This window comes from Vibrio sp. 14N.309.X.WAT.E.F5, assembly GCF_030397615.1.
GTDB classification, from domain to species: Bacteria; Pseudomonadota; Gammaproteobacteria; order Enterobacterales; family Vibrionaceae; genus Vibrio; species Vibrio lentus.
The window spans coordinates 29,188-48,751 of sequence record NZ_JAPNXR010000027.1 but is presented as its reverse complement, the minus strand read 5'-3'; the positions used below and the strand labels follow the sequence as shown (position 1 = coordinate 48,751).

The 19,564-nt window shown below is 45.3% G+C and carries 21 protein-coding genes; all 21 read left to right on the top strand.

The window, feature by feature from the left end; all coding sequences use genetic code 11:
* Window positions 1-9: 9 nt before the first annotated feature.
* A complete protein-coding gene (fliN, locus tag OW495_RS21435) occupies window positions 10-420 on the top strand; it encodes a flagellar motor switch protein FliN (protein ID WP_004739851.1) in 411 nt (136 codons plus the stop codon).
* Window positions 420-881, top strand: a complete 462-nt coding sequence (gene fliO / locus OW495_RS21430) for a flagellar biosynthetic protein FliO (RefSeq protein WP_065113387.1) — start codon at window positions 420-422, stop codon at window positions 879-881. The genes fliN and fliO overlap by 1 nt, the downstream gene beginning before the upstream one ends.
* Entirely contained in the window at window positions 868-1,797 is a 930-nt protein-coding gene (gene fliP / locus OW495_RS21425) for a flagellar type III secretion system pore protein FliP (RefSeq protein WP_170961333.1), read from the top strand. The genes fliO and fliP overlap by 14 nt, the downstream gene beginning before the upstream one ends.
* 11 nt (window positions 1,798-1,808) lie before the next feature.
* Window positions 1,809-2,078: a flagellar biosynthesis protein FliQ gene (gene fliQ, locus OW495_RS21420; RefSeq protein ID WP_029235191.1), complete on the top strand. Its 270-nt coding sequence runs from the start codon at window positions 1,809-1,811 to the stop codon at window positions 2,076-2,078.
* Window positions 2,079-2,084: 6 nt separating this feature from the next.
* The gene (gene fliR, locus OW495_RS21415; RefSeq protein ID WP_017110126.1) at window positions 2,085-2,867 is read left to right on the top strand and encodes a flagellar biosynthetic protein FliR; all 783 of its coding nucleotides are present in this window, start codon (window positions 2,085-2,087) and stop codon (window positions 2,865-2,867) included.
* A 9-nt stretch (window positions 2,868-2,876) separates the two neighbouring features.
* Complete coding sequence (gene flhB / locus OW495_RS21410; protein WP_017110125.1) at window positions 2,877-4,007, top strand: flagellar biosynthesis protein FlhB; 1,131 nt, start codon at window positions 2,877-2,879, stop codon at window positions 4,005-4,007.
* A gap of 259 nt (window positions 4,008-4,266) precedes the next feature.
* Window positions 4,267-6,366, top strand: coding sequence for a flagellar biosynthesis protein FlhA (gene flhA, locus OW495_RS21405; RefSeq protein ID WP_065104897.1), 2,100 nt, complete (start codon window positions 4,267-4,269; stop codon window positions 6,364-6,366).
* Window positions 6,367-6,393: 27 nt separating this feature from the next.
* Window positions 6,394-7,926 carry a flagellar biosynthesis protein FlhF gene (gene flhF / locus OW495_RS21400; protein WP_102514431.1) on the top strand — a complete coding sequence of 511 codons (1,533 nt, stop codon included), beginning with the start codon at window positions 6,394-6,396 and terminating at the stop codon, window positions 7,924-7,926.
* 13 nt (window positions 7,927-7,939) lie between these two features.
* On the top strand, window positions 7,940-8,827 hold the full coding sequence (locus tag OW495_RS21395; protein ID WP_017110122.1) for a MinD/ParA family protein: 888 nt from the start codon (window positions 7,940-7,942) through the stop codon (window positions 8,825-8,827).
* The gene (locus OW495_RS21390; RefSeq protein ID WP_017104840.1) at window positions 8,820-9,554 is read left to right on the top strand and encodes an RNA polymerase sigma factor FliA; all 735 of its coding nucleotides are present in this window, start codon (window positions 8,820-8,822) and stop codon (window positions 9,552-9,554) included. Before OW495_RS21395 ends, OW495_RS21390 begins: the two co-directional genes overlap by 8 nt.
* 42 nt (window positions 9,555-9,596) lie before the next feature.
* Window positions 9,597-9,965 carry a chemotaxis response regulator CheY gene (gene cheY / locus OW495_RS21385; RefSeq protein WP_017104841.1) on the top strand — a complete coding sequence of 123 codons (369 nt, stop codon included), beginning with the start codon at window positions 9,597-9,599 and terminating at the stop codon, window positions 9,963-9,965.
* Between the two features lie 114 nt (window positions 9,966-10,079).
* Window positions 10,080-10,811 carry a protein phosphatase CheZ gene (locus OW495_RS21380; protein WP_017104842.1) on the top strand — a complete coding sequence of 244 codons (732 nt, stop codon included), beginning with the start codon at window positions 10,080-10,082 and terminating at the stop codon, window positions 10,809-10,811.
* A gap of 9 nt (window positions 10,812-10,820) precedes the next feature.
* Complete coding sequence (locus tag OW495_RS21375) at window positions 10,821-12,983, top strand: chemotaxis protein CheA (RefSeq protein WP_102514430.1); 2,163 nt, start codon at window positions 10,821-10,823, stop codon at window positions 12,981-12,983.
* A 13-nt stretch (window positions 12,984-12,996) separates the two neighbouring features.
* Window positions 12,997-14,121: a chemotaxis response regulator protein-glutamate methylesterase gene (locus tag OW495_RS21370; protein ID WP_102308172.1), complete on the top strand. Its 1,125-nt coding sequence runs from the start codon at window positions 12,997-12,999 to the stop codon at window positions 14,119-14,121.
* Window positions 14,122-14,131: 10 nt separating this feature from the next.
* The gene (locus OW495_RS21365; RefSeq protein ID WP_017104845.1) at window positions 14,132-14,914 is read left to right on the top strand and encodes a ParA family protein; all 783 of its coding nucleotides are present in this window, start codon (window positions 14,132-14,134) and stop codon (window positions 14,912-14,914) included.
* Entirely contained in the window at window positions 14,901-15,998 is a 1,098-nt protein-coding gene (locus OW495_RS21360; protein ID WP_289888250.1) for a chemotaxis protein CheW, read from the top strand. The genes OW495_RS21365 and OW495_RS21360 overlap by 14 nt, the downstream gene beginning before the upstream one ends.
* A gap of 72 nt (window positions 15,999-16,070) precedes the next feature.
* Window positions 16,071-16,565, top strand: coding sequence for a chemotaxis protein CheW (locus tag OW495_RS21355; protein ID WP_004736225.1), 495 nt, complete (start codon window positions 16,071-16,073; stop codon window positions 16,563-16,565).
* Window positions 16,565-17,068: a DUF2802 domain-containing protein gene (locus tag OW495_RS21350; RefSeq protein ID WP_017110118.1), complete on the top strand. Its 504-nt coding sequence runs from the start codon at window positions 16,565-16,567 to the stop codon at window positions 17,066-17,068. The genes OW495_RS21355 and OW495_RS21350 overlap by 1 nt, the downstream gene beginning before the upstream one ends.
* A gap of 280 nt (window positions 17,069-17,348) precedes the next feature.
* The gene (gene ccmA, locus OW495_RS21345) at window positions 17,349-17,966 is read left to right on the top strand and encodes a cytochrome c biogenesis heme-transporting ATPase CcmA (RefSeq protein ID WP_029223446.1); all 618 of its coding nucleotides are present in this window, start codon (window positions 17,349-17,351) and stop codon (window positions 17,964-17,966) included.
* Between the two features lies 1 nt (window position 17,967).
* Entirely contained in the window at window positions 17,968-18,636 is a 669-nt protein-coding gene (ccmB, locus tag OW495_RS21340) for a heme exporter protein CcmB (RefSeq protein ID WP_017104849.1), read from the top strand.
* 177 nt (window positions 18,637-18,813) lie between these two features.
* Complete coding sequence (locus tag OW495_RS21335) at window positions 18,814-19,554, top strand: heme ABC transporter permease (protein WP_017104850.1); 741 nt, start codon at window positions 18,814-18,816, stop codon at window positions 19,552-19,554.
* Window positions 19,555-19,564: the final 10 nt, after the last annotated feature.

Here is a 19,564-nt window from a genome sequence, read left to right as displayed (position 1 = left end):
GAATTGGTAATGGAACCTAGTGAAGATCAAAAGCTAGCAGACGAATGGGCTGCAGCACTTGGTGAAGACCCTTCAGCACCGTCAATTGATGTTGATGATGTTCTCGCGGCGCCACTGGATGAGCTAACGGATTCGTCGTCGCCGATTTCTGAAGATGAGCGTCGTAAACTGGATACCATCATGGATATTCCAGTAACCATTTCAATGGAAGTGGGCCGTTCTCAGATCAGTATTCGTAACTTACTTCAATTGAACCAAGGTTCGGTTGTTGAGCTAGACAGAATTGCTGGTGAATCATTGGATGTAATGGTTAACGGCACTTTGATCGCGCACGGCGAAGTGGTTGTCGTGAATGACAAGTTTGGTATCCGTTTGACTGACGTGATTAGCCAAACAGAACGTATTAAGAAGCTACGTTAATGAGCCTTTCGTCTCAAAGGCTAGTGGGCTTGTCTCGCGAAGTGACCAATTTATCTCGCGGGATGACGGGTTTGCTTCGTGGACTAATAGGCATAGGCCTGTTTTCTATGCCTTCCGTTGCCTTTGCTGCAACGCCGCCTTCTCTCGATTTAGCGACCACTTTTGGGTCGCTAATTTTCGTTATAGCCTTCATCTTGTTTATCGCTTGGCTGCTTAAGAGAATGCAAGTGCCAACAATGTCCAATCAACAAGGGTTGTCCATTGTGAGGCAGATAGCGGTTGGAACCAAAGAACGTATTGCTATCGTTCAAGCGGGTGAGGATCAGTATCTAGTGGGTATCACTACCCAATCGATTCAGCTGATCTCTAAGCTTGATAAACCTCTTACTCAGGAGATGCTGGAAAAAAGCACATTCTCAAGTCAGCTTTCCCAGCTAATAAAAAAAGATGCAAACAAGTAACGGACTTTTGAACTCATCTTACTTTTGCCAAAGCGGAGTTTTCCGAATGGTGAAAGTGTGGTTAGTTCCGCTCATTCTCCTCTGCTCTCTAGTCTTCAGCATGTCGGTATTTGCACAAACTGAAGATGGCACCGTGATTCCAGCGAATACGGCTGGTTCAGAGTCGGTGACCATTAGTACGATGGAGCAAGACCAAGCTAAATCGCAAACCATGACCACGGGCAGTCTAACGGGAAATGGTGGCGGTATTCCTGCCTTTACCATGACAACCAATGCTAGTGGCGGCGAAGACTACTCGATTAATTTACAAATCTTAGCCTTGATGACCATGCTTGGCTTCTTGCCAGCGATGGTGATTTTGATGACGTCGTTCACCCGTATTGTGGTGGTGATGTCTATCTTGCGTCAGGCGATGGGTTTGCAACAAACACCTTCAAACCAAGTCATCATTGGTATCGCGATATTTTTGACCTTCTTCATCATGTCTCCGGTGATCAATCAGGTCAATGAGCAAGCGGTTCAACCTTATCTGAATGAACAGATATCGGCACGACAGGCATTCGATGTCGCCCAAGGCCCGATTAAATCCTTCATGCTCAAGCAGACTCGAATCAAAGATTTGGAAACCTTTGTTGAGATCTCGGGCGCGGAAGTGACCAACCCTGAAGATGTTTCAATGGCGGTTCTGATCCCTGCGTTTATCACGTCAGAGCTAAAAACGGCATTCCAAATCGGTTTTATGCTGTTCTTGCCGTTCCTAATTATTGATTTAGTCGTTGCCTCGGTGCTGATGGCCATGGGTATGATGATGTTGTCACCGATGATTGTATCCTTGCCATTTAAATTGATGCTGTTTGTCCTTGTTGATGGTTGGAACTTGATACTCTCCACACTCGCCGGCAGTTTTGCCTTGTAGCTGGGGGAATAATGAATCCTGAAATATTCGTAGAATTGTTCCGAGATGCACTTTGGATGGTACTGATAATGGTGTGCGCCATTATTATTCCTAGCCTGCTGATTGGTTTGGTCGTGGCGGTATTCCAAGCTGCAACCTCTATCAATGAACAAACCCTCAGCTTCTTGCCTCGTTTGATCGTAACTTTGTTGGCGTTAATGTTGTTTGCTCACTGGATGACGCAGATGATGATGGAGTTCTTTTTTGAACTCATTGAACGCTTACCGCAAGTGTTGTATTAAACCGCAATGGAATACCCAACAAGTCTAGTACTCGAGTGGTTAGCCAATTACTTTTGGCCATATACTCGCATCTCAGCCATGCTGATGGTGATGACGGTAACCGGGGCGCGCTTTGTGTCGCCACGTATTCGTCTGTATCTAGGCTTAGCAATTACGCTTGCGGTTATGCCTGCCATTCCTGCCGTCCCTAAAGACATTGAACTACTTTCGTTTCAAGGCTTTCTGACGGTTTTTGAACAGATCGTGATTGGTGTCGCCATGGGGTTTGTCACTCAGTTTTTGATTCAAACCTTTGTTATGCTCGGTCAGATTCTGGGTATGCAATCGAGCTTGGGCTTCGCGTCTATGGTTGACCCAGCAAACGGTCAGAATACGCCAGTACTTGGTCAGCTGTTTATGTTGCTCGCGACCATGTTCTTTCTGGCGACAGACGGCCACTTAAAAATGCTGCAGCTGGTGGTGTTTAGCTTTACCACATTACCTATTGGCAGTGGTTCTTTAACCGCTGTTGATTTCAGAGAGCTAGCCTTGTGGTTGGGTATCATGTTCAAAACAGCGTTGGCGATGTCTTTATCTGGCATTATTGCGCTGCTCACGATTAACCTCTCTTTTGGTGTAATGACACGTGCTGCACCTCAGTTAAATATATTCTCTTTGGGTTTTGCGTTTGCGCTACTCGTGGGTCTGTTGCTTTGTTGGTACATTCTTGGCGGCTTATATAGCCACTATGAGCTGTATTGGTTACAAGGAGAGCAGCAGATATGTCGTCTCATCAGGTTGGATTGCTAGGAGACTGAAATGGCAGAGTCAGACGGTCAAGAACGCACAGAAGACGCCACGCCCAAACGCTTGCAACAGGCCAAAGAAAAAGGGCAGGTTGCAAGGTCAAAAGAGTTAGCGTCAGCGTCGGTACTTATTGTAGGCGCGATTTCTTTAATGTGGTTTGGCGAATCGATGGCGAAAGCTTTGTTCGAGGCCATGCAACGCCTGTTTTCGCTCAGCCGTGACGAAATTTTTGATACCAATAAGCTGCTGGAAATCGCGGGTGGTGCCTTGGTCAATCTGCTGTTTCCACTGTTCTTGATTCTCATCACTTTGTTTGTGGCGGCTGTGATTGGTGCTGCGGGCGTCGGTGGTGTTAACTTCTCGATGCAAGCCGCTATGCCTAAGGCGTCTAAGCTCAATCCTTTGAGCGGTATTAAGCGTATGTTTGGCCTACAAAGTTGGGTTGAGCTGCTGAAATCTATTTTGAAGGTCGCTTTGGTATCAGGCATGGCTATCTATCTTATCCAAGCATCTCAACATGACTTAATGCAATTGAGCATGGACGTGTATCCGCAGAATATCTTCCACGCCTTGGATATCTTGCTTAACTTTATTCTGCTTATCAGTTGCTCTTTGTTGATAGTGGTGGCGATTGATATCCCATTCCAGATTTGGCAACACGCCGATCAACTTAAGATGACCAAGCAAGAAGTGAAAGATGAGTTCAAAGACACCGAAGGTAAGCCTGAAGTTAAAGGTCGTATTCGTATGTTGCAGAGAGAAGCGGCTCAGCGACGTATGATGGCTGATGTTCCTCAGGCTGATGTGATTGTTACCAACCCGGAGCACTTTTCGGTCGCTCTACGCTACAAACAGAATCAAGATAAAGCACCAATAGTCGTTGCCAAAGGTGTCGATCATATGGCGATGAAGATTCGTGAAATTGCACGTGCAAACGACATCTATATTATTCCAGCGCCTCCGTTAGCTAGGGCGCTTTATCACACTACCGAGCTAGAACAGCAAATTCCTGACGGTCTGTTTACAGCTGTAGCTCAAGTTCTTGCATATGTATTCCAGCTGAAGCAGTACAGAAAAAGAGGAGGGGAGAGGCCAAAATTGCAAGATTCTAATATGCCGATCCCACCTGATTTACGTCATTAGATCAATTGCTTGAGCTCAGCCCAATGAAGCCGGATAATGGTCACCGTATCTGATCGTCTTTATTTGTAAGTTGTGACGATAAATTGACGTTGAGATATTGGTACAGTGCTTGCTATATCAATGCCGAACATTATAAGTCCGATCAGGGAAAACCTGACCATTATAAACCTTATTGCTATAAACTTTGGCAATACAGCTTAGCCCTGAGCCTCGATTCGCTTGGTGGAAAAGCTACAACATAGCGATACTACCCAGATTTATGAAATTTACCCTGCCTTTTGCGGACAAGCTACCTAAAATCCCTAACCGTGCCATGCCTGCGATTGGCGCGCCTGTTATGGTACTTGCCACGCTCGCTATGGTGGTGTTGCCAATTCCAGCTTTCTTGTTGGATATGTTCTTCACCTTCAACATTGCACTGTCTATGGTTGTGCTATTGGTTTCGGTTTATACCCGCAGGCCTTTGGACTTTGCTGCATTCCCAACGGTACTTCTGATTGCCACTCTACTTCGACTGGCCTTGAACGTTGCTTCGACACGTGTGGTATTGCTCCACGGTCATGAAGGGGGCGATGCTGCCGGTAACGTGATTGAAGCTTTTGGTAACGTGGTTATCGGTGGTAACTATGCGGTTGGTTTAGTGGTGTTCTTGATTCTAATGATCATCAACTTCATGGTTGTAACCAAAGGTGCGGGTCGTATCTCGGAAGTAAGTGCACGTTTCACGTTGGATGCCTTACCCGGTAAACAGATGGCAATCGATGCCGATTTGAATGCGGGTTTGATCGACCAAGATCAGGCTCGTACCAGACGTTTTGAAGTCACCAAAGAAGCGGATTTCTACGGTTCGATGGATGGTGCGTCTAAGTTCGTTAAAGGCGATGCAATAGCCGGTATTTTGATCCTGTTCATCAACATCATTGGTGGCTTGAGCATTGGTATGGCTCAGTTTGACCTTGGTTTTGGTGAAGCAATCGAAATCTATACGCTACTGACTATCGGTGATGGTCTGGTTGCGCAAATCCCGTCTCTATTACTTTCTATTGCTGCGGCGATGATGGTAACGCGTCAAAACACCGATGAAGACATGGGCGAGCAACTTGTCTTTCAGATGTTCGACAACCCTAAAGCCCTAATGATCACTGCCGCCATCCTTGGCATCATGGGTATTGTTCCTGGTATGCCGCATTTCTCATTCTTGAGTCTTGCCATCGTTGCAGGTGCAGGTGCGTATTACATCGATAAAAAGAACAAGAAAAAAGCTGAACAGCCTAACCTTCCTGCTACGGTTGAAGCGAATGGAGAAACGGGTTCCCAGAAGGAACTTTCTTGGGATGATGTTCAACCTGTTGATATTATTGGTTTGGAAGTCGGGTATCGTTTGATTCCGTTAGTAGATAGAGATCAAGGCGGTGAACTGCTTGAGCGTGTAAAAGGGGTTCGTAAGAAGTTGTCTCAAGATTTTGGTTTCTTGATCCCAGCAGTACACATCCGCGATAACCTTGAACTCACGCCAAACAGCTACCGAATTACTTTGATGGGTGTTGCTGTGGGTGAGGCTGAAATTAAGCCTGATATGGAACTGGCGATTAACCCTGGCCAAGTCTATGGGATGATCGATGGTGAGCCGACGATTGACCCTGCTTTTGGATTAGAAGCGGTGTGGATTCGAGAAGAACAGCGTGAACACGCACAAGCGTTAGGTTACACGGTTGTAGATTCGTCTACCGTGCTGGCTACACATCTCAGCCAACTGTTAACCAACAATGCATCACAGCTTATTGGTCATGAAGAAGTACAAAACTTACTCGAGATGTTAAGTCGTTCGACACCTAAGCTGGTTGAAGGCTTTGTACCAGACCAATTGCCACTTGGCGTGGTCGTGAAAGTGCTACAAAATTTGCTGAATGAAGCCATCCCAATTCGAGATATCCGCACTATAGTCCAAACTTTGTCGGAGTATTCAAGCAAGAGTCAAGAACCTGACATACTTACTGCTGCGGTTCGTATCTCCTTGAAACGATTAATTGTTCAAGAAATCAATGGTATAGAGCCTGAATTGCCAGTGATTACCTTGATTCCTGAGCTGGAACAAATCTTGCATCAAACCATGCAGGCATCCGGCGGAGAATCTGCTGGTATTGAACCTGGTTTAGCCGAACGTTTACAGACATCCCTCAGCCATGCAACGCAAGAGCAAGAGCTGAAAGGTGAGCCCGCCGTGTTACTGACTTCTGGCGTGTTACGTTCCACTCTTGCGAAGTTCGTGAAAAACACGATCCCAAGCTTAAGAGTTTTGTCTTACCAAGAGATACCGGACGAAAAACAGATACGCATTGTACAAGCTGTTGGTAATTAAGCCGCCTAATTAGAACGGACGATCGAATTGAAAATTAAACGATTTTTTGCAAAAGATATGCGAACCGCGCTGCTCCAAGTTAAAGAAGAACTTGGTTCAGAAGCGGTGATCATGTCTAACAAAAAGGTCGCAGGTGGCGTTGAAATTGTGGCCGCTATTGATGGCGAATCTAGCCCATCGACAGCCAGCTCAAAACTCAATAAGCCTCAGCAGCCTACGCAAAGTCAATATACCCAAATGGCAGCGCCAGCCGCTTCCGCTGGGCGTCGTCAGTTAGATGATGACAAAGTCAGTCTGCAGTCGAATGCTGAAGGCGGACGTTCAATGACTAAGCGCTTCGCTAATATGCTTAAGCAATATAGCCACGGCGCAGACGACGAACCGCAACACCGAGCTGAAAATGAAGACTCGTTATCCGCGTTGCTTAACCGCCAGTCTGGTAGTAATCGATCCCTAGGAAATCAGCAATCTCTCGGTAACCATCAGCCTCGTAGCGGTGGCAACGTAGATTCAGCTTTTGCTCGTGAGTCTGGTTTGTCTAAATTGATTGCTGAAGATCGCAGAGTTGAGCGTCCGGCACCTCGCTTAGATCCTACTCGCTACGATCGTGGCCGTGATCCTGGTCAGTCGAAAGGCTCAGACACCGAAATGGAAACGATGCGCGAAGAGATGACCTCAATTCGCCGTCTGTTAGAGCATCAAGTCTCTGGGCTCATGTGGCAAGAAGTCGAACGTCGCGAACCTTTGCGAGCGATGCTTATCAAGCGCCTAGAACGTATGGGCGTTTCGGCAGAACTCGCCGATCAAATGGCCTGCTACATTCCAGAAGACACAAAACCAGCACGAGCATGGAAAGCCTTGCTTGCTCTGGTCGCTGATCAAATCTCTGTGACACAAAAAGATATTTTAAAACGCGGTGGTATTGTGGCCTTACTTGGCCCGACTGGCGTAGGTAAAACAACTACTGTTGCTAAGCTCGCAGCCCGCGCAGCAATGGAGTACGGTGCAGACAACGTTGCGCTAGTGACAACAGACACATATCGCATAGGTGCACATGAGCAGTTATCGATTTATGGTCGAATTATGGGTTGTCCTGTAAGAGTTGCTAAAGATTCTAGCGAACTGGCCGATGTAATATATCAATTACGTAATCGTCGCCTGATTCTGGTTGATACTGCAGGTATGGGACAGCGAGATGTGCGTCTATCTGAGCAGTTAGACACATTGATGCAAGAGAGTGGTTCCGTTATCAATAGCTACCTTGTGTTGCCGGCAACTGCGCAACGTAAAGTGCTGCAAGAAACCATTGAACACTTTAGAAGAATCCCGTTGTCAGGATGTATCCTGACTAAGCTGGATGAATCGCTCAGTTTGGGTGAGTTCATCAGTGTGGTAATACAAAATGCATTACCAGTTGCTTACATAGCAAATGGTCAACGAGTTCCTGAGGATATCGTTATAGCTCAGCCAAAGTACATGATTGCTAAGGCGAATGAGTTATTAGAAAAATCTACAGAGAATGAACCTCATTACTGGAATAGCGATTCTGAAGGACTCTAGGCGGCGGATAAATATGAATGAAAATATGATACATGATCAAGCTAGCGGCCTCCGTCGCTTAACGAAGCCTTCAATCACGAAAGTTATCGCTGTAACTGGCGGTAAGGGTGGGGTAGGTAAATCTAATGTGACGTTAGGTATGGCTATTTGCATGGCTCGCCAAGGCAAAAAAGTCATGGTACTGGATGCCGATTTAGGATTGGCTAACGTCGACATCATGCTAGGTATTCGTTCTAAACGAAACCTAGGGCACGTTTTGGCGGGTGAGTGTGAACTTAAGGATGCGATTGTCGAAGGGCCGTACGGAATTAAGATAATTCCAGCGACATCGGGTACACAAAGCATGACTGAACTTTCACATGCTCAACATGCTGGTTTGATTCGAGCGTTCGGTTCTCTTGAAGACGAGATGGACATCTTGCTAGTCGATACGGCAGCGGGCATCTCGGACATGGTGATTAGCTTTTCAAGAGCGGCGCAAGATGTCGTGGTTGTGGTCTGTGATGAACCAACTTCGATCACTGATGCCTATGCCTTGATTAAGCTGTTGAGCCGAGAGCACCAAGTTCAGCGATTCAAAATCGTTGCAAATATGGTCAGAAGCTATCGCGAAGGCCGAGAATTATTTGCAAAGTTGACTTTGGTCACAGAGCGTTTCTTGAATGTGAGCCTCGAACTCGTAGCATGTATTCCTTTAGATGATAAAGTACGTCAATCAGTCAAGAGACAGAAAATCGTAGTAGATGCGTTCCCTCGCTCTCCTGCGGCGTTGGCAATCAGTTCATTAGCAAATAAAGCATTGACCTGGCCAATACCAAAAACGCCAAGTGGACATTTGGAATTTTTTGTTGAAAGGCTGCTGAACCGTCCTGAATTTGTAGAGGAACCATTTGGTGAATAAAGCGCTTACCTACGATCAGCATGCAAATCTCAATAGCCAACAGGCTTTTTTTGAGAAGTACTCTGTGTTGGTTAAACGTATCGCTCATCACTTGTTGGGGCGATTGCCGCCTAATGTATTGGTTGATGACTTAATTCAAGCTGGCATGATTGGCTTGATTGAAGCGCAACAAAACTATGATGGTACGAAAGGCGCAAGCTTTGAGACGTATGCAGGTATTCGAATTCGTGGCGCTATGTTGGATGACATTCGCCGTGGGGATTGGGTGCCAAGATCGGTTCATAAAAATAATCGAGAAATCAGCAGTGCGATTGCAGAACTGGAGAGTGTTCTTAATCGAGACCCAAGTGATGCCGAAGTGGCAAAACACATGGGGCTCAGTTTAGACCAGTATCACAGTGCTTTAACCGATATTAACTGCTCAAGATTGGTCGGTATCGAAGATTTAGGCGTCTCGGATGATGTCATATCTCCGAATGAAGACTCTCAAGACAATACGCCTTTTCAAGGGGTTGCAGATGAGTCATTCCGCCAAGCTTTGATCGATTCGATAAAACAACTTCCAGAAAGGGAAGGCCTCGTGCTTTCGCTTTATTACGACGAAGAACTCAATTTAAAAGAGATTGGGGAAGTGTTAGGTGTCAGCGAATCTCGTGTCAGCCAAATACTGAGCCAATCTATGCAGCGTTTACGCACTAAGTTAAGTGCTTGGACACAGAACGACTAACAACACTGGTTTTATTCAGTGGAGGCTAATTTGAACAAAAACATGAAAATTCTCATTGTTGACGACTTTTCAACGATGCGCCGAATTGTTAAAAACCTACTACGCGATTTAGGTTTCAACAACACTCAAGAAGCAGACGATGGCTTGACCGCGTTACCAATGCTGAAAAAAGGCGAATTTGATTTCGTGGTAACCGACTGGAACATGCCTGGTATGCAAGGTATTGACCTGTTAAAACACGTTCGTGCAGACGCAGAACTTAAGCACCTTCCAGTGCTTATGATCACGGCAGAAGCGAAACGTGAACAGATCATCGAAGCTGCTCAAGCGGGTGTTAATGGTTACATTGTGAAGCCTTTCACAGCGGCAACTCTGAAAGAGAAACTTGATAAGATTTTTGATCGCTTATAAGCGTCAATAATAACCTGTTTTTAGGCGCTTCTAGAGAAACACTCACTATTAAGCTTGTTGTTTACCTTAATAGTCGAAGCGTCACAAAGTATGCGGAGTAAGGCCGAACTCAGGATGATTTCATTAGAACAAGCAAAAAAATTAGTAGAGCTGCTTGAAAACGACGAGCAGCAAGGTGCTGATTCTCTTGTTAGAAGTATTTACGAAGATAATTTTAGTCTTCAAGACAATCCAATGCTTCAAGAAATAGGTAGTCTGACTCGCGACCTCCATGACTCTTTGGCTCAATTCAATTTCGATGAACGCATCAGCGTTATCGCAAATGATGAAATCCCTGATGCTAGGGATCGCCTTCAATATGTCATTGATAAAACGGAAGTTGCAGCAAACAAGACGATGGACGCAGTCGATCGTTGTATGCCAATAGCAGACAACCTACACGAGTGTTTACTTCAAGTAAGGCCTCAATGGAATGAACTGATGCATGGCCGCATTGAGCTGGCACAATTTAAAGCTTTATGTCACCGCATTGATGGATTACTTGTCCAAGTAGAAGGCGATAGTACTGAACTACGTGGACAACTGACTGAAATCTTGATGGCTCAGGATTTCCAAGATTTAACTGGGCAGATCATTAGCAAAGTTATTACCTTGGTAAATGAGGTTGAAGGGCGTTTGGTCGAGATTCTCACGGTATTCGGTGCGAATCAGATAGAGCCAACTCCAGAGAAAGAGAAGAAAGCATCTATTGCTCCTGAGGGTCCTATCATGAACCCAGAAGCGCGCGAAGACGCTGTGGCATCTCAAGATGAAGTCGACGATTTGTTATCCAGTCTTGGATTTTAAAGGTAACGTATGAGCTACGATTTAGACGAAGATATTCTTCAGGACTTTTTAGTCGAAGCAGGAGAGATACTTGAACTCCTATCAGAACAATTGGTAGAGCTTGAGAATAACCCTGACGACAAAGACCTATTAAATGCTATTTTCCGTGGTTTCCATACAGTAAAAGGTGGTGCTGGTTTCCTAGCACTGACTGAGCTGGTGGATACTTGTCATGGTGCTGAGAATGTGTTCGACATTCTAAGAAACGGCCAACGCAGCGTAACATCAGGTTTGATGGACACGATGCTACAGGCTCTCGATACAGTTAATGTACAGTTTCGAGCCGTGCAAGATCAGGAAGCTTTAGTACCCGCTGATCAATCTTTATTGGATGAACTTCATCGTCTCTGCAAACCAGAGGCTGCTGATGAAGTCGCGCCAGCACCTGTCATCCCTGAACCTATTGTTGCTGAGCCTGTTGTAGAAAGCTCTAGTATCAGTGCATCTTCAGTGGATGATATCTCTGAAGATGAGTTTGAACGCCTACTTGATGAACTTCATGGTAAAGGTGGTTCACCAACAGCAGCTGCTGCACCAACTCCGCCGCCAGTGCCCGCTGCACCTCAGCCAGTTGCTGACAGTGGTGATATTACTGATGACGAATTTGAAAAGTTATTAGATGAACTGCACGGTGCGGGTAAGAGTCCGACAGCGGCAAGTTCAACGCCTCCACCGCCACCACCTCCTGTTGCTGATCCAGTTTCGGCGATGTCTGAAGGCGACGACCTGATGACGGACGAAGAGTTTGAGAAGTTACTTGATCAGTTACATGGTTCAGGTAATGGCCCGTCGATTGAAGAACTGGACGCTGCAACTAAGCCTGCTGATGTAAAAGCTGCTTCTGTTGCACCTGCACCACAAGTCGCGCCTAAGCCACAGCCAGCAACTCCTGCTGTTGCGAAACCTGCTGCTAAAGCTGAACCTAAGCCGAATGTTCCAGCTAAGAAGCAACAAGCAGAAGCAACGGTTCGTGTTGATACATCAACTCTCGATACCATCATGAACATGGTGGGTGAGTTGGTATTGGTTCGTAACCGACTGGTGAGTTTAGGCTTAAACAGCAACGACGAAGAAATGGCGAAAGCTGTCTCGAATTTAGACGTTGTTACCGCAGACCTTCAAGGTGCGGTAATGAAGACTCGTATGCAGCCGATCAAAAAAGTTTTTGGTCGTTTCCCTCGAGTTGTCCGCGACCTTGCTCGTAGTTTGAAGAAAGACATTGTTCTTGAAATGCGCGGTGAAGAAACGGATCTTGATAAGAATTTAGTAGAAGCACTTGCCGATCCTCTGATTCACTTAGTGAGAAACTCTGTGGATCACGGTATTGAGATGCCTGAAGCTCGTATTGCGGCTGGCAAATCACAAACAGGTAAAGTGATCCTGTCTGCCTCGCAAGAAGGTGACCATATTGAATTGGCTATCGTTGATGACGGTGGCGGTATGGACCCTGATAAGCTTCGTGCTATTGCGGTTAAACGTGGTTTGATGGATGAAGATGCAGCGTCTCGCTTATCGAACAAAGAGTGTTTCAATCTTATTTTTGCACCTGGCTTCTCAAGCAAAGAGCAAATTTCAGATATTTCTGGCCGTGGTGTAGGCATGGACGTTGTGAAAACAGCGATCAATACACTGAATGGCTCGATCGATATCGATTCTGAAATGGGTCAAGGCACCAAGATTACGATCAAGGTTCCACTGACGCTTGCGATTCTACCAACCTTGATGGTCGGTGTTGCGGGTCACCCATTCGCATTGCCATTGGCTTCTGTGAACGAGATTTTCCACTTAGACCTTAGCCGCACTAACGTAGTTGATGGCCAGTTGACCATCATCGTTCGTGACAAATCTATCCCGTTGTTCTACTTGCAAAATTGGCTTGCACCAAAAGCCGGTATTGTTGAACTTCGCAAAGGACATGGTCACGTTGTTATCGTTCAGCTTGGCAGCCAAAGAGTTGGCTTTGTTGTCGATACGCTGATTGGCCAAGAAGAAGTCGTTATCAAGCCACTTGATAAGTTGTTGCAAGGTACGCCAGGTATGGCAGGCGCGACAATTACAAGTGATGGACACATTGCATTGATTCTCGATGTGCCTGACTTGTTGAAGCAGTACGCTGCAGCATCAAGAATTTAATTTAAGGATAAATATGGCGATTAAAGTATTAGTCGTTGATGATTCGAGCTTTTTCCGCCGTCGCGTAAGCGAGATCATCAACTCAGAGGCTCGCCTAGAAGTCATCGATGTAGCTGTAAATGGTAAAGAAGCGGTTGAAAAAGCAAAGAAGCTTAGACCTGACGTCATTACTATGGACATCGAAATGCCAGTCATGGACGGCATCACAGCCGTTCGTGAAATTATGGCCGCGTCTCCAACGCCTATTTTGATGTTTTCATCGCTAACGCATGATGGTGCTAGAGCAACATTGGATGCGTTAGATGCCGGAGCTCTGGATTTCTTACCTAAGAAGTTCGAAGACATTGCTCGAAACCGAGATGATGCCGTCGCTCTGCTTCAGCAACGTGTGATTCAAATTGCCGCTAAGCGTGCGTTCATGCGTCGTACACCTGTTGCTCCTCGAGCAACGGCAGCAACGACTGCGTCGGCACCTTCATCGCTACGTCAAACAACTTCAGCGGCAACACCTGCTGCGAAGCCTGTTGTTGCATCAACAGCAAAATTTAGAGCGTCAGGAAAAAAGTATCAGTTAACTGCCATTGGTACGTCGACTGGCGGTCCTGTTGCACTACAGAAAATTTTGACTCGTATTCCAGCTCACTATCCACATCCGATCGTGTTGGTTCAGCACATGCCAGCAACTTTTACCGCTGCATTTGCAAGCCGACTGAATACCTTGTGTAAGATTGAAGTTCGCGAAGCGCAAGACGGAGATGTGTTGAAACCTGGAGTGGCTTACCTTGCTCCCGGCGGTAAACAGATGATGATTGATGGCCGTGCAGGGTCTGCTCGCTTGAGAATTATCGACGGCGGCGACCGAATGAACTACAAGCCTTGTGTGGATGTCACATTCGGTTCTGCTGCGAAGATCTACGGTGACAAAGTCTTGTCTATGATACTGACCGGTATGGGCGCTGATGGTCGAGAAGGTTCACGTATGTTAAAAACTGCGGGCTCGACGATTTGGGCACAAGACGAAGATAGCTGTGTTGTATATGGTATGCCTCAAGCTGTAGCAAAAGCTGGCATTTCTACTGAAGACCTACCTCTAGACCGCATTGCGGAAAGGATTCTGGTTGAAGTTGGCTTAGCTTAGGTAAATCGACATGATTGTTTGGAGTGTTGCAAACCAAAAAGGTGGTGTTGGTAAAACAACCACGACAGTGACCTTGGCAGGCTTGCTTGCCTTGAAAGGGCACCGTGTTCTATTGGTTGATACCGATCCACATGCATCACTAACCACTTATCTGGGTTACGACTCAGATACAGTGGAGTCGAGTTTGTTTGATCTGTTTCAGTTGCGTGAGTTTAATGCTCAGACTGTAAGACCGTTGCTGTTACAAACGGAAGTCGAAGGCATCGATATTATCCCTGCACATATGTCGCTCGCGACATTAGACCGTGTGATGGGTAATCGCAGTGGAATGGGGTTAATTTTAAAGCGTGCGCTTGCCGCTTTGAAAGATGACTATGACTATGTACTGATCGATTGCCCGCCAATTCTTGGTGTGATGATGGTCAATGCATTGGCTGCTAGCGATCGTATATTGATTCCAGTCCAGACTGAGTTTTTAGCAATGAAAGGGCTGGAGCGCATGATCCGCACTCTGACCATCATGCAAAAATCTCGAAAAACACCGTTTAAAGTGACGGTGGTACCAACGATGTATGACAAGCGAACCAAAGCTTCATTACAGACGTTAACTCAGCTGAAAGAAGATTATCCAAATCAAGTTTGGACGTCTGCTGTCCCTATTGACACTAAGTTTAGAGATGCAAGCCTAAAGCGCTTACCAGCATCTCATTTTGCATCGGGTAGTCGTGGTGTATTTGCTTACAAACAGCTGCTTATTTATCTCGAAAGGCTGGCGATAAATGAGCGCGAATAACGAATCAACAATGGCGCGACCTAGCTTATCGAGTGAACAAGCACTTGATGATTACTTTACTGCGCTGTTAGGCGATGAAGTTCTGGATTCTGACGAATTTGTTGTTGACGAGTCTAATGATGAGTCATCATCTGCAGAGCCAGAGCCAGAGCCAGAGCCAGAGCCAGAGCCAAAACGTGCTAGTTACTCCACCTATGCAGAATTGCGACAGGCGGAGTTTGAGGTTCCAAACCTTGAGGATGTACAAAAACTGCTGAGTCGCTTAGAAGCGACGAACGTGGTTGATGAACTGAATCTTGATGAATTAATGGATCAAAACACACAGAAAATTGCTCAGCACGCAGACATGAAAATGTTTGATGCTGCCGTTGAATCCGTTCAGCTTTCTGTAGAACCTGAAATTCAAGACTGGAACCTCCCTGAGCCTGATTTTTCAATGGTTGTTGAGCAATCTGTTGAACAAGCTATCGAGCCGACAATTGAGTCACCAATAGCTGAAGAGTTGAACGTCGAAGTTCAACAAGACGAAACGAATATTGAACAACCAGAGATCAAATCGATCAGTGAACCTGAGGTTGAGCTTGAAACTCAACCTGGCGGTATTGAAAGGTTTACGTCTTGGGAAAGTACAGCTCGAACAGAAGATTTTCAGGTACTGTATTTTGATGTCAACGGGGTAACTTTTGCGGTTCCTCTTGATGAATTGGGTGGTATTCATCGCCTTGAAGAGTTAAGCCATTTGATTGGTAAGCCTGCTTGGTATTTGGGTTTGCAAACAAACCGAGAGAGTCAGTTAGATGTTGTCGACACCGCAAAATGGGTGATGTCTGAGAAACTAACAAATGATGAATACAAAGAGAACTATCAATATATAGTTATGCTTGGAGAAAGCTTGTGGGGGCTTGCCGGCACCGAGCTGAAAGGCACCGAGCTTCTCAATACAGATAAAGTACGTTGGCGAGAAATGGCAGGGAAAAGACCTTGGCTCGCTGGTATGGTAAAAGAAAAAATGTGTGCTTTGATTCACGTCGAAGCATTGATCGCCATGCTAAACGCAGGGCTAGATGTAAAAGCATTAAGCTAGTAATAAGCATTAGGCTAACAACAAGCATCAAGTTAACAATAGTGGTCGGTAACGACGGCAAGAGGATTAAATATGTCTCATATGAGTGAAATTGAAGTAAGAAAAGACCCAACTAATGATGAAGTACTTCAATGGGTGACATTCCAGCTAGAAGAAGAAACTTACGGCATTAATGTTATGCAGGTACGTGAAGTACTTCGCTACAGCGAAATCGCTCCAGTACCGGGTGCTCCAGACTACGTTCTAGGTATTATCAACCTACGTGGTAATGTGGTTACTGTTATCGACACTCGTTCTCGCTTTGGTTTGATGCAAGGTGAAATCACAGACAACACTCGTATCATCGTTATTGAATCTGAGCGTCAAGTTATTGGTATCTTAGTGGATAGCGTTGCTGAAGTGGTTTACCTACGCTCTTCTGAAATAGACACGACTCCAAGTGTTGGTACTGACGAAAGTGCTAAGTTCATCCAAGGTGTAAGCAACCGTGATGGCAAGCTGCTTATCTTAGTAGATCTAAACAAACTACTAAGCGAAGACGAATGGGATGAGATGGCTCACCTGTAATGTTTGAAGCGCTTCCTTTGAGTCCTGCAGTGTTAATTGCAGGAGTCGGCGTGTTTACGTTGTTCATCTTGATTTTGCTTAGCAAAGTAAAAAGTGCTATTCAAAAACAGGTGGATCAATCACGCCTTCAAGTTCGTAATTTGGACAAAGAGCTGCAAAAATCGAGTAAGCAATTACTTGAGGTTCGTTCTGTTGTTCTTGGTCTTGGTCAAAAAGTGACTGAGCAGCAAGATGTGATTAAGCATTTGAATGAGCGTATTGTTGAACTCGAACACGCTGATACTGATGGTCGTTTGTATACACGAGCAACCAAAATGGTTCAGCTTGGTGCTGGGATCAACGAACTGATTGAAGAATGCGAATTACCAAAAGCGGAAGCTGAGCTAATGATGTCTCTGCAGAATAAGCTTGCAGGCAAAGAGAAGATTCCTTCATTAAGAAGTAATCCGTCATCTTTTGATGAACAGCCTTCTTCTCACGATCGCAAGCCTCGACGTCGTTAAATTGAGCGCCCAATCAGTATTAATATTCAGATGTTTATTATGTACTCCTCTTAAAAAGAAGCTTCGGCTTCTTTTTTTATGTCTGTCGCTTTATTTATAGAACGATGTTTATAAGTGCTTGTATCTAGAGCAATATCTGCTTCAAGAATAAAAATGTGTAAATTGTGATGCGGTAGTAACAGTTTCTTACGGAGTTTGTTCCCTCGAAAACGCCTAGTCCTGTTTTGTGACCTTGTTGGTGTGCTACTATAGCCCTCTCATTACTCGACTAAATTTACCTATGCTAGAAGTCTCTAATTTAACTGCTATTCGTGACGACAGGGTTCTATTTGAATCGTTGTCTTTTCAGCTAAAACCAGGCGAACTGGTTCAAGTTGAAGGTCGTAACGGTACTGGAAAAACGACACTCCTGAGGATCATCACTGGCTTAGGTGACCGTGATGAAGGCACTATCTCTTGGGATGGTAGCTCTATTGAGTCGAGTCGAGACATTTATCATCAGAACCTTCTGTTTCTTGGGCACCAAACGGGTGTTAAGCGCGAACTTAGTGCGTATGAGAACCTTAGTTTTTATCAATCGATTCATAACGCTGATACAACTAAGGAAGAGCTCTATCATGCCTTGACTCAAGTGGGTCTAGCGGGAAGAGAAGATGTCCCTGCAGGTCAACTTTCAGCAGGTCAACAACGCCGTGTTGCGTTGGCGCGTCTTTGGTTGAGTAAGCAAATGTTATGGATTTTAGATGAACCACTGACTGCAATTGATAAGCAGGGTGTCAAAGTTCTGGAATCTCTTTTTTCTCAGCATGCGGATAATGGTGGCATTGTGTTATTGACCACTCACCAAGATATGTTTGCTGACAGCCCGAAACTAAGAAAAATAAAGTTGGGTGAGTAATATGATCTCTTCAATGACAATGATCATTCGACGCGAATTGCTTATCGCATTTCGCCGTCAAGCGGATATCTTTAACCCTCTGTGGTTTTTCATCATTGTAATCACCCTTTTTCCGTTAAGTATTGGGCCAGAGCCAAACTTACTCGCTCGCATTGCAGCAGGCATCGTTTGGGTTGCCGCTTTACTTTCTGCATTGCTCTCTTTAGAGCGTTTATTTCGCGATGATTTTCAAGATGGCGCCCTTGAGCAGATGATGCTGATGCCCATCCCGTTGCAGTTGGTAGTATTGTCCAAGGTCATAGCGCACTGGTTGTTGACCGGGTTACCATTAATTTTGATTAGTCCTTTATTGGCGGTATTACTGTCTTTGGATTTCGATACCTGGCTGTCGGTTGTTTTAACGTTATTGGTCGGTACACCTGCATTGAGTTTTATTGGTGCGATTGGGGTGGCTTTAACGGTAGGGCTTCAGAAAGGTGGTGTGCTTTTAAGCCTGCTTATTTTACCGCTTTATATCCCAATTCTTATATTTGCTACATCAGCGATTGATGCGGCAGCACTAGGTGTTGCGTATAACGGACAGTTAGCAGTATTAGGGGCGATGTTAATGGGAACAATGACGCTTACCCCATTTGCTATTAGCGCAGCGCTAAGAGTGAGTGTTAACTAGTTAATTTTATGATTAAAACTAGCTAACTAAGCGCTCACTTCCACTTTGTTTGTTCAGAGTGAACTAATTAACACTTTCAAACTCATAGAGTCACTGGAAAAGATACAAGCCAACTAAATTATAATAATTATAGCTGTGATAGCTGTAAGCAATATGAAGTAAGAGTGAGATTACAACATGTGGAAATGGCTCCATCCCTATGCCAAAGCAGAAACGTCTTATCAGCTCGCTGGTAAACTTTTGCCATGGTTCTCTATCCTAGCGCTATTGTGTCTATCCGTCGGTACTGTATGGGGGCTCGCGTTCGCACCTTCAGATTACCAACAAGGTGATAGTTTCCGAATCATCTACATCCATGTTCCGTCAGCAATTTGGTCTATGGGCGTATACATGTCTATGGCGATTGCTGCCTTTATCGGTTTGGTATGGCAAGTCAGGTTGTCTGAAATGGCTGCGTTGGCAATGGCTCCAATTGGTGCTGTGTTTACTTTTATCGCGCTATTAACGGGTGCGGTTTGGGGTAAACCAATGTGGGGTGCTTGGTGGGTTTGGGATGCTCGTTTAACCTCAGAGCTGATTCTACTATTCCTATATTTGGGTGTAATTGCATTACATCACGCCTTTGATGATCAAAAAACAGCGGCTAAAGCGGCGGGTATTTTGGCTATCGTAGGTGTTATCAACCTGCCGATTATTCACTTCTCTGTTGAGTGGTGGAACACTCTACATCAGGGCGCGACAATTACTAAGTTTGATCAGCCTTCTATTTCAAATGACATGTTATGGCCGCTTCTTCTGAACATATTCGGTTTCGCCTTCTTCTTTGGTGCAGTCACTATGGTGCGTTTTAGAAACGAAATCATCAGTAAAGAAAGTCACCGTCCGTGGGTTCGTAAACTTGCGGCTGATAAAGCGTAGTAGGGTAGGT

Excerpts from the sequence above, each read along its gene's own strand:
- fliR (WP_017110126.1), top strand. The coding sequence starts at position 2,085 with ATGGAATACCCAACAAGTCTAGTACTCGAGTGGTTAGCCAATTACTTT.
- fliP (WP_170961333.1), top strand. The coding sequence starts at position 868 with ATGCAAACAAGTAACGGACTTTTGAACTCATCTTACTTTTGCCAAAGC.
- ccmA (WP_029223446.1), top strand. The coding sequence starts at position 17,349 with ATGCTAGAAGTCTCTAATTTAACTGCTATTCGTGACGACAGGGTTCTA.
- fliO (WP_065113387.1), top strand. The coding sequence starts at position 420 with ATGAGCCTTTCGTCTCAAAGGCTAGTGGGCTTGTCTCGCGAAGTGACC.
- OW495_RS21395 (WP_017110122.1), top strand. The coding sequence starts at position 7,940 with ATGAATGAAAATATGATACATGATCAAGCTAGCGGCCTCCGTCGCTTA.
- OW495_RS21370 (WP_102308172.1), top strand. The coding sequence starts at position 12,997 with ATGGCGATTAAAGTATTAGTCGTTGATGATTCGAGCTTTTTCCGCCGT.
- flhA (WP_065104897.1), top strand. The coding sequence starts at position 4,267 with ATGAAATTTACCCTGCCTTTTGCGGACAAGCTACCTAAAATCCCTAAC.
- fliN (WP_004739851.1), top strand. The coding sequence starts at position 10 with ATGGAACCTAGTGAAGATCAAAAGCTAGCAGACGAATGGGCTGCAGCA.
- ccmB (WP_017104849.1), top strand. The coding sequence starts at position 17,968 with ATGATCTCTTCAATGACAATGATCATTCGACGCGAATTGCTTATCGCA.
- OW495_RS21350 (WP_017110118.1), top strand. The coding sequence starts at position 16,565 with ATGTTTGAAGCGCTTCCTTTGAGTCCTGCAGTGTTAATTGCAGGAGTC.
- flhB (WP_017110125.1), top strand. The coding sequence starts at position 2,877 with ATGGCAGAGTCAGACGGTCAAGAACGCACAGAAGACGCCACGCCCAAA.
- OW495_RS21365 (WP_017104845.1), top strand. The coding sequence starts at position 14,132 with ATGATTGTTTGGAGTGTTGCAAACCAAAAAGGTGGTGTTGGTAAAACA.
- OW495_RS21335 (WP_017104850.1), top strand. The coding sequence starts at position 18,814 with ATGTGGAAATGGCTCCATCCCTATGCCAAAGCAGAAACGTCTTATCAG.
- cheY (WP_017104841.1), top strand. The coding sequence starts at position 9,597 with ATGAAAATTCTCATTGTTGACGACTTTTCAACGATGCGCCGAATTGTT.
- OW495_RS21360 (WP_289888250.1), top strand. The coding sequence starts at position 14,901 with ATGAGCGCGAATAACGAATCAACAATGGCGCGACCTAGCTTATCGAGT.
- OW495_RS21380 (WP_017104842.1), top strand. The coding sequence starts at position 10,080 with ATGATTTCATTAGAACAAGCAAAAAAATTAGTAGAGCTGCTTGAAAAC.
- OW495_RS21355 (WP_004736225.1), top strand. The coding sequence starts at position 16,071 with ATGTCTCATATGAGTGAAATTGAAGTAAGAAAAGACCCAACTAATGAT.
- OW495_RS21375 (WP_102514430.1), top strand. The coding sequence starts at position 10,821 with ATGAGCTACGATTTAGACGAAGATATTCTTCAGGACTTTTTAGTCGAA.
- fliQ (WP_029235191.1), top strand. The coding sequence starts at position 1,809 with ATGAATCCTGAAATATTCGTAGAATTGTTCCGAGATGCACTTTGGATG.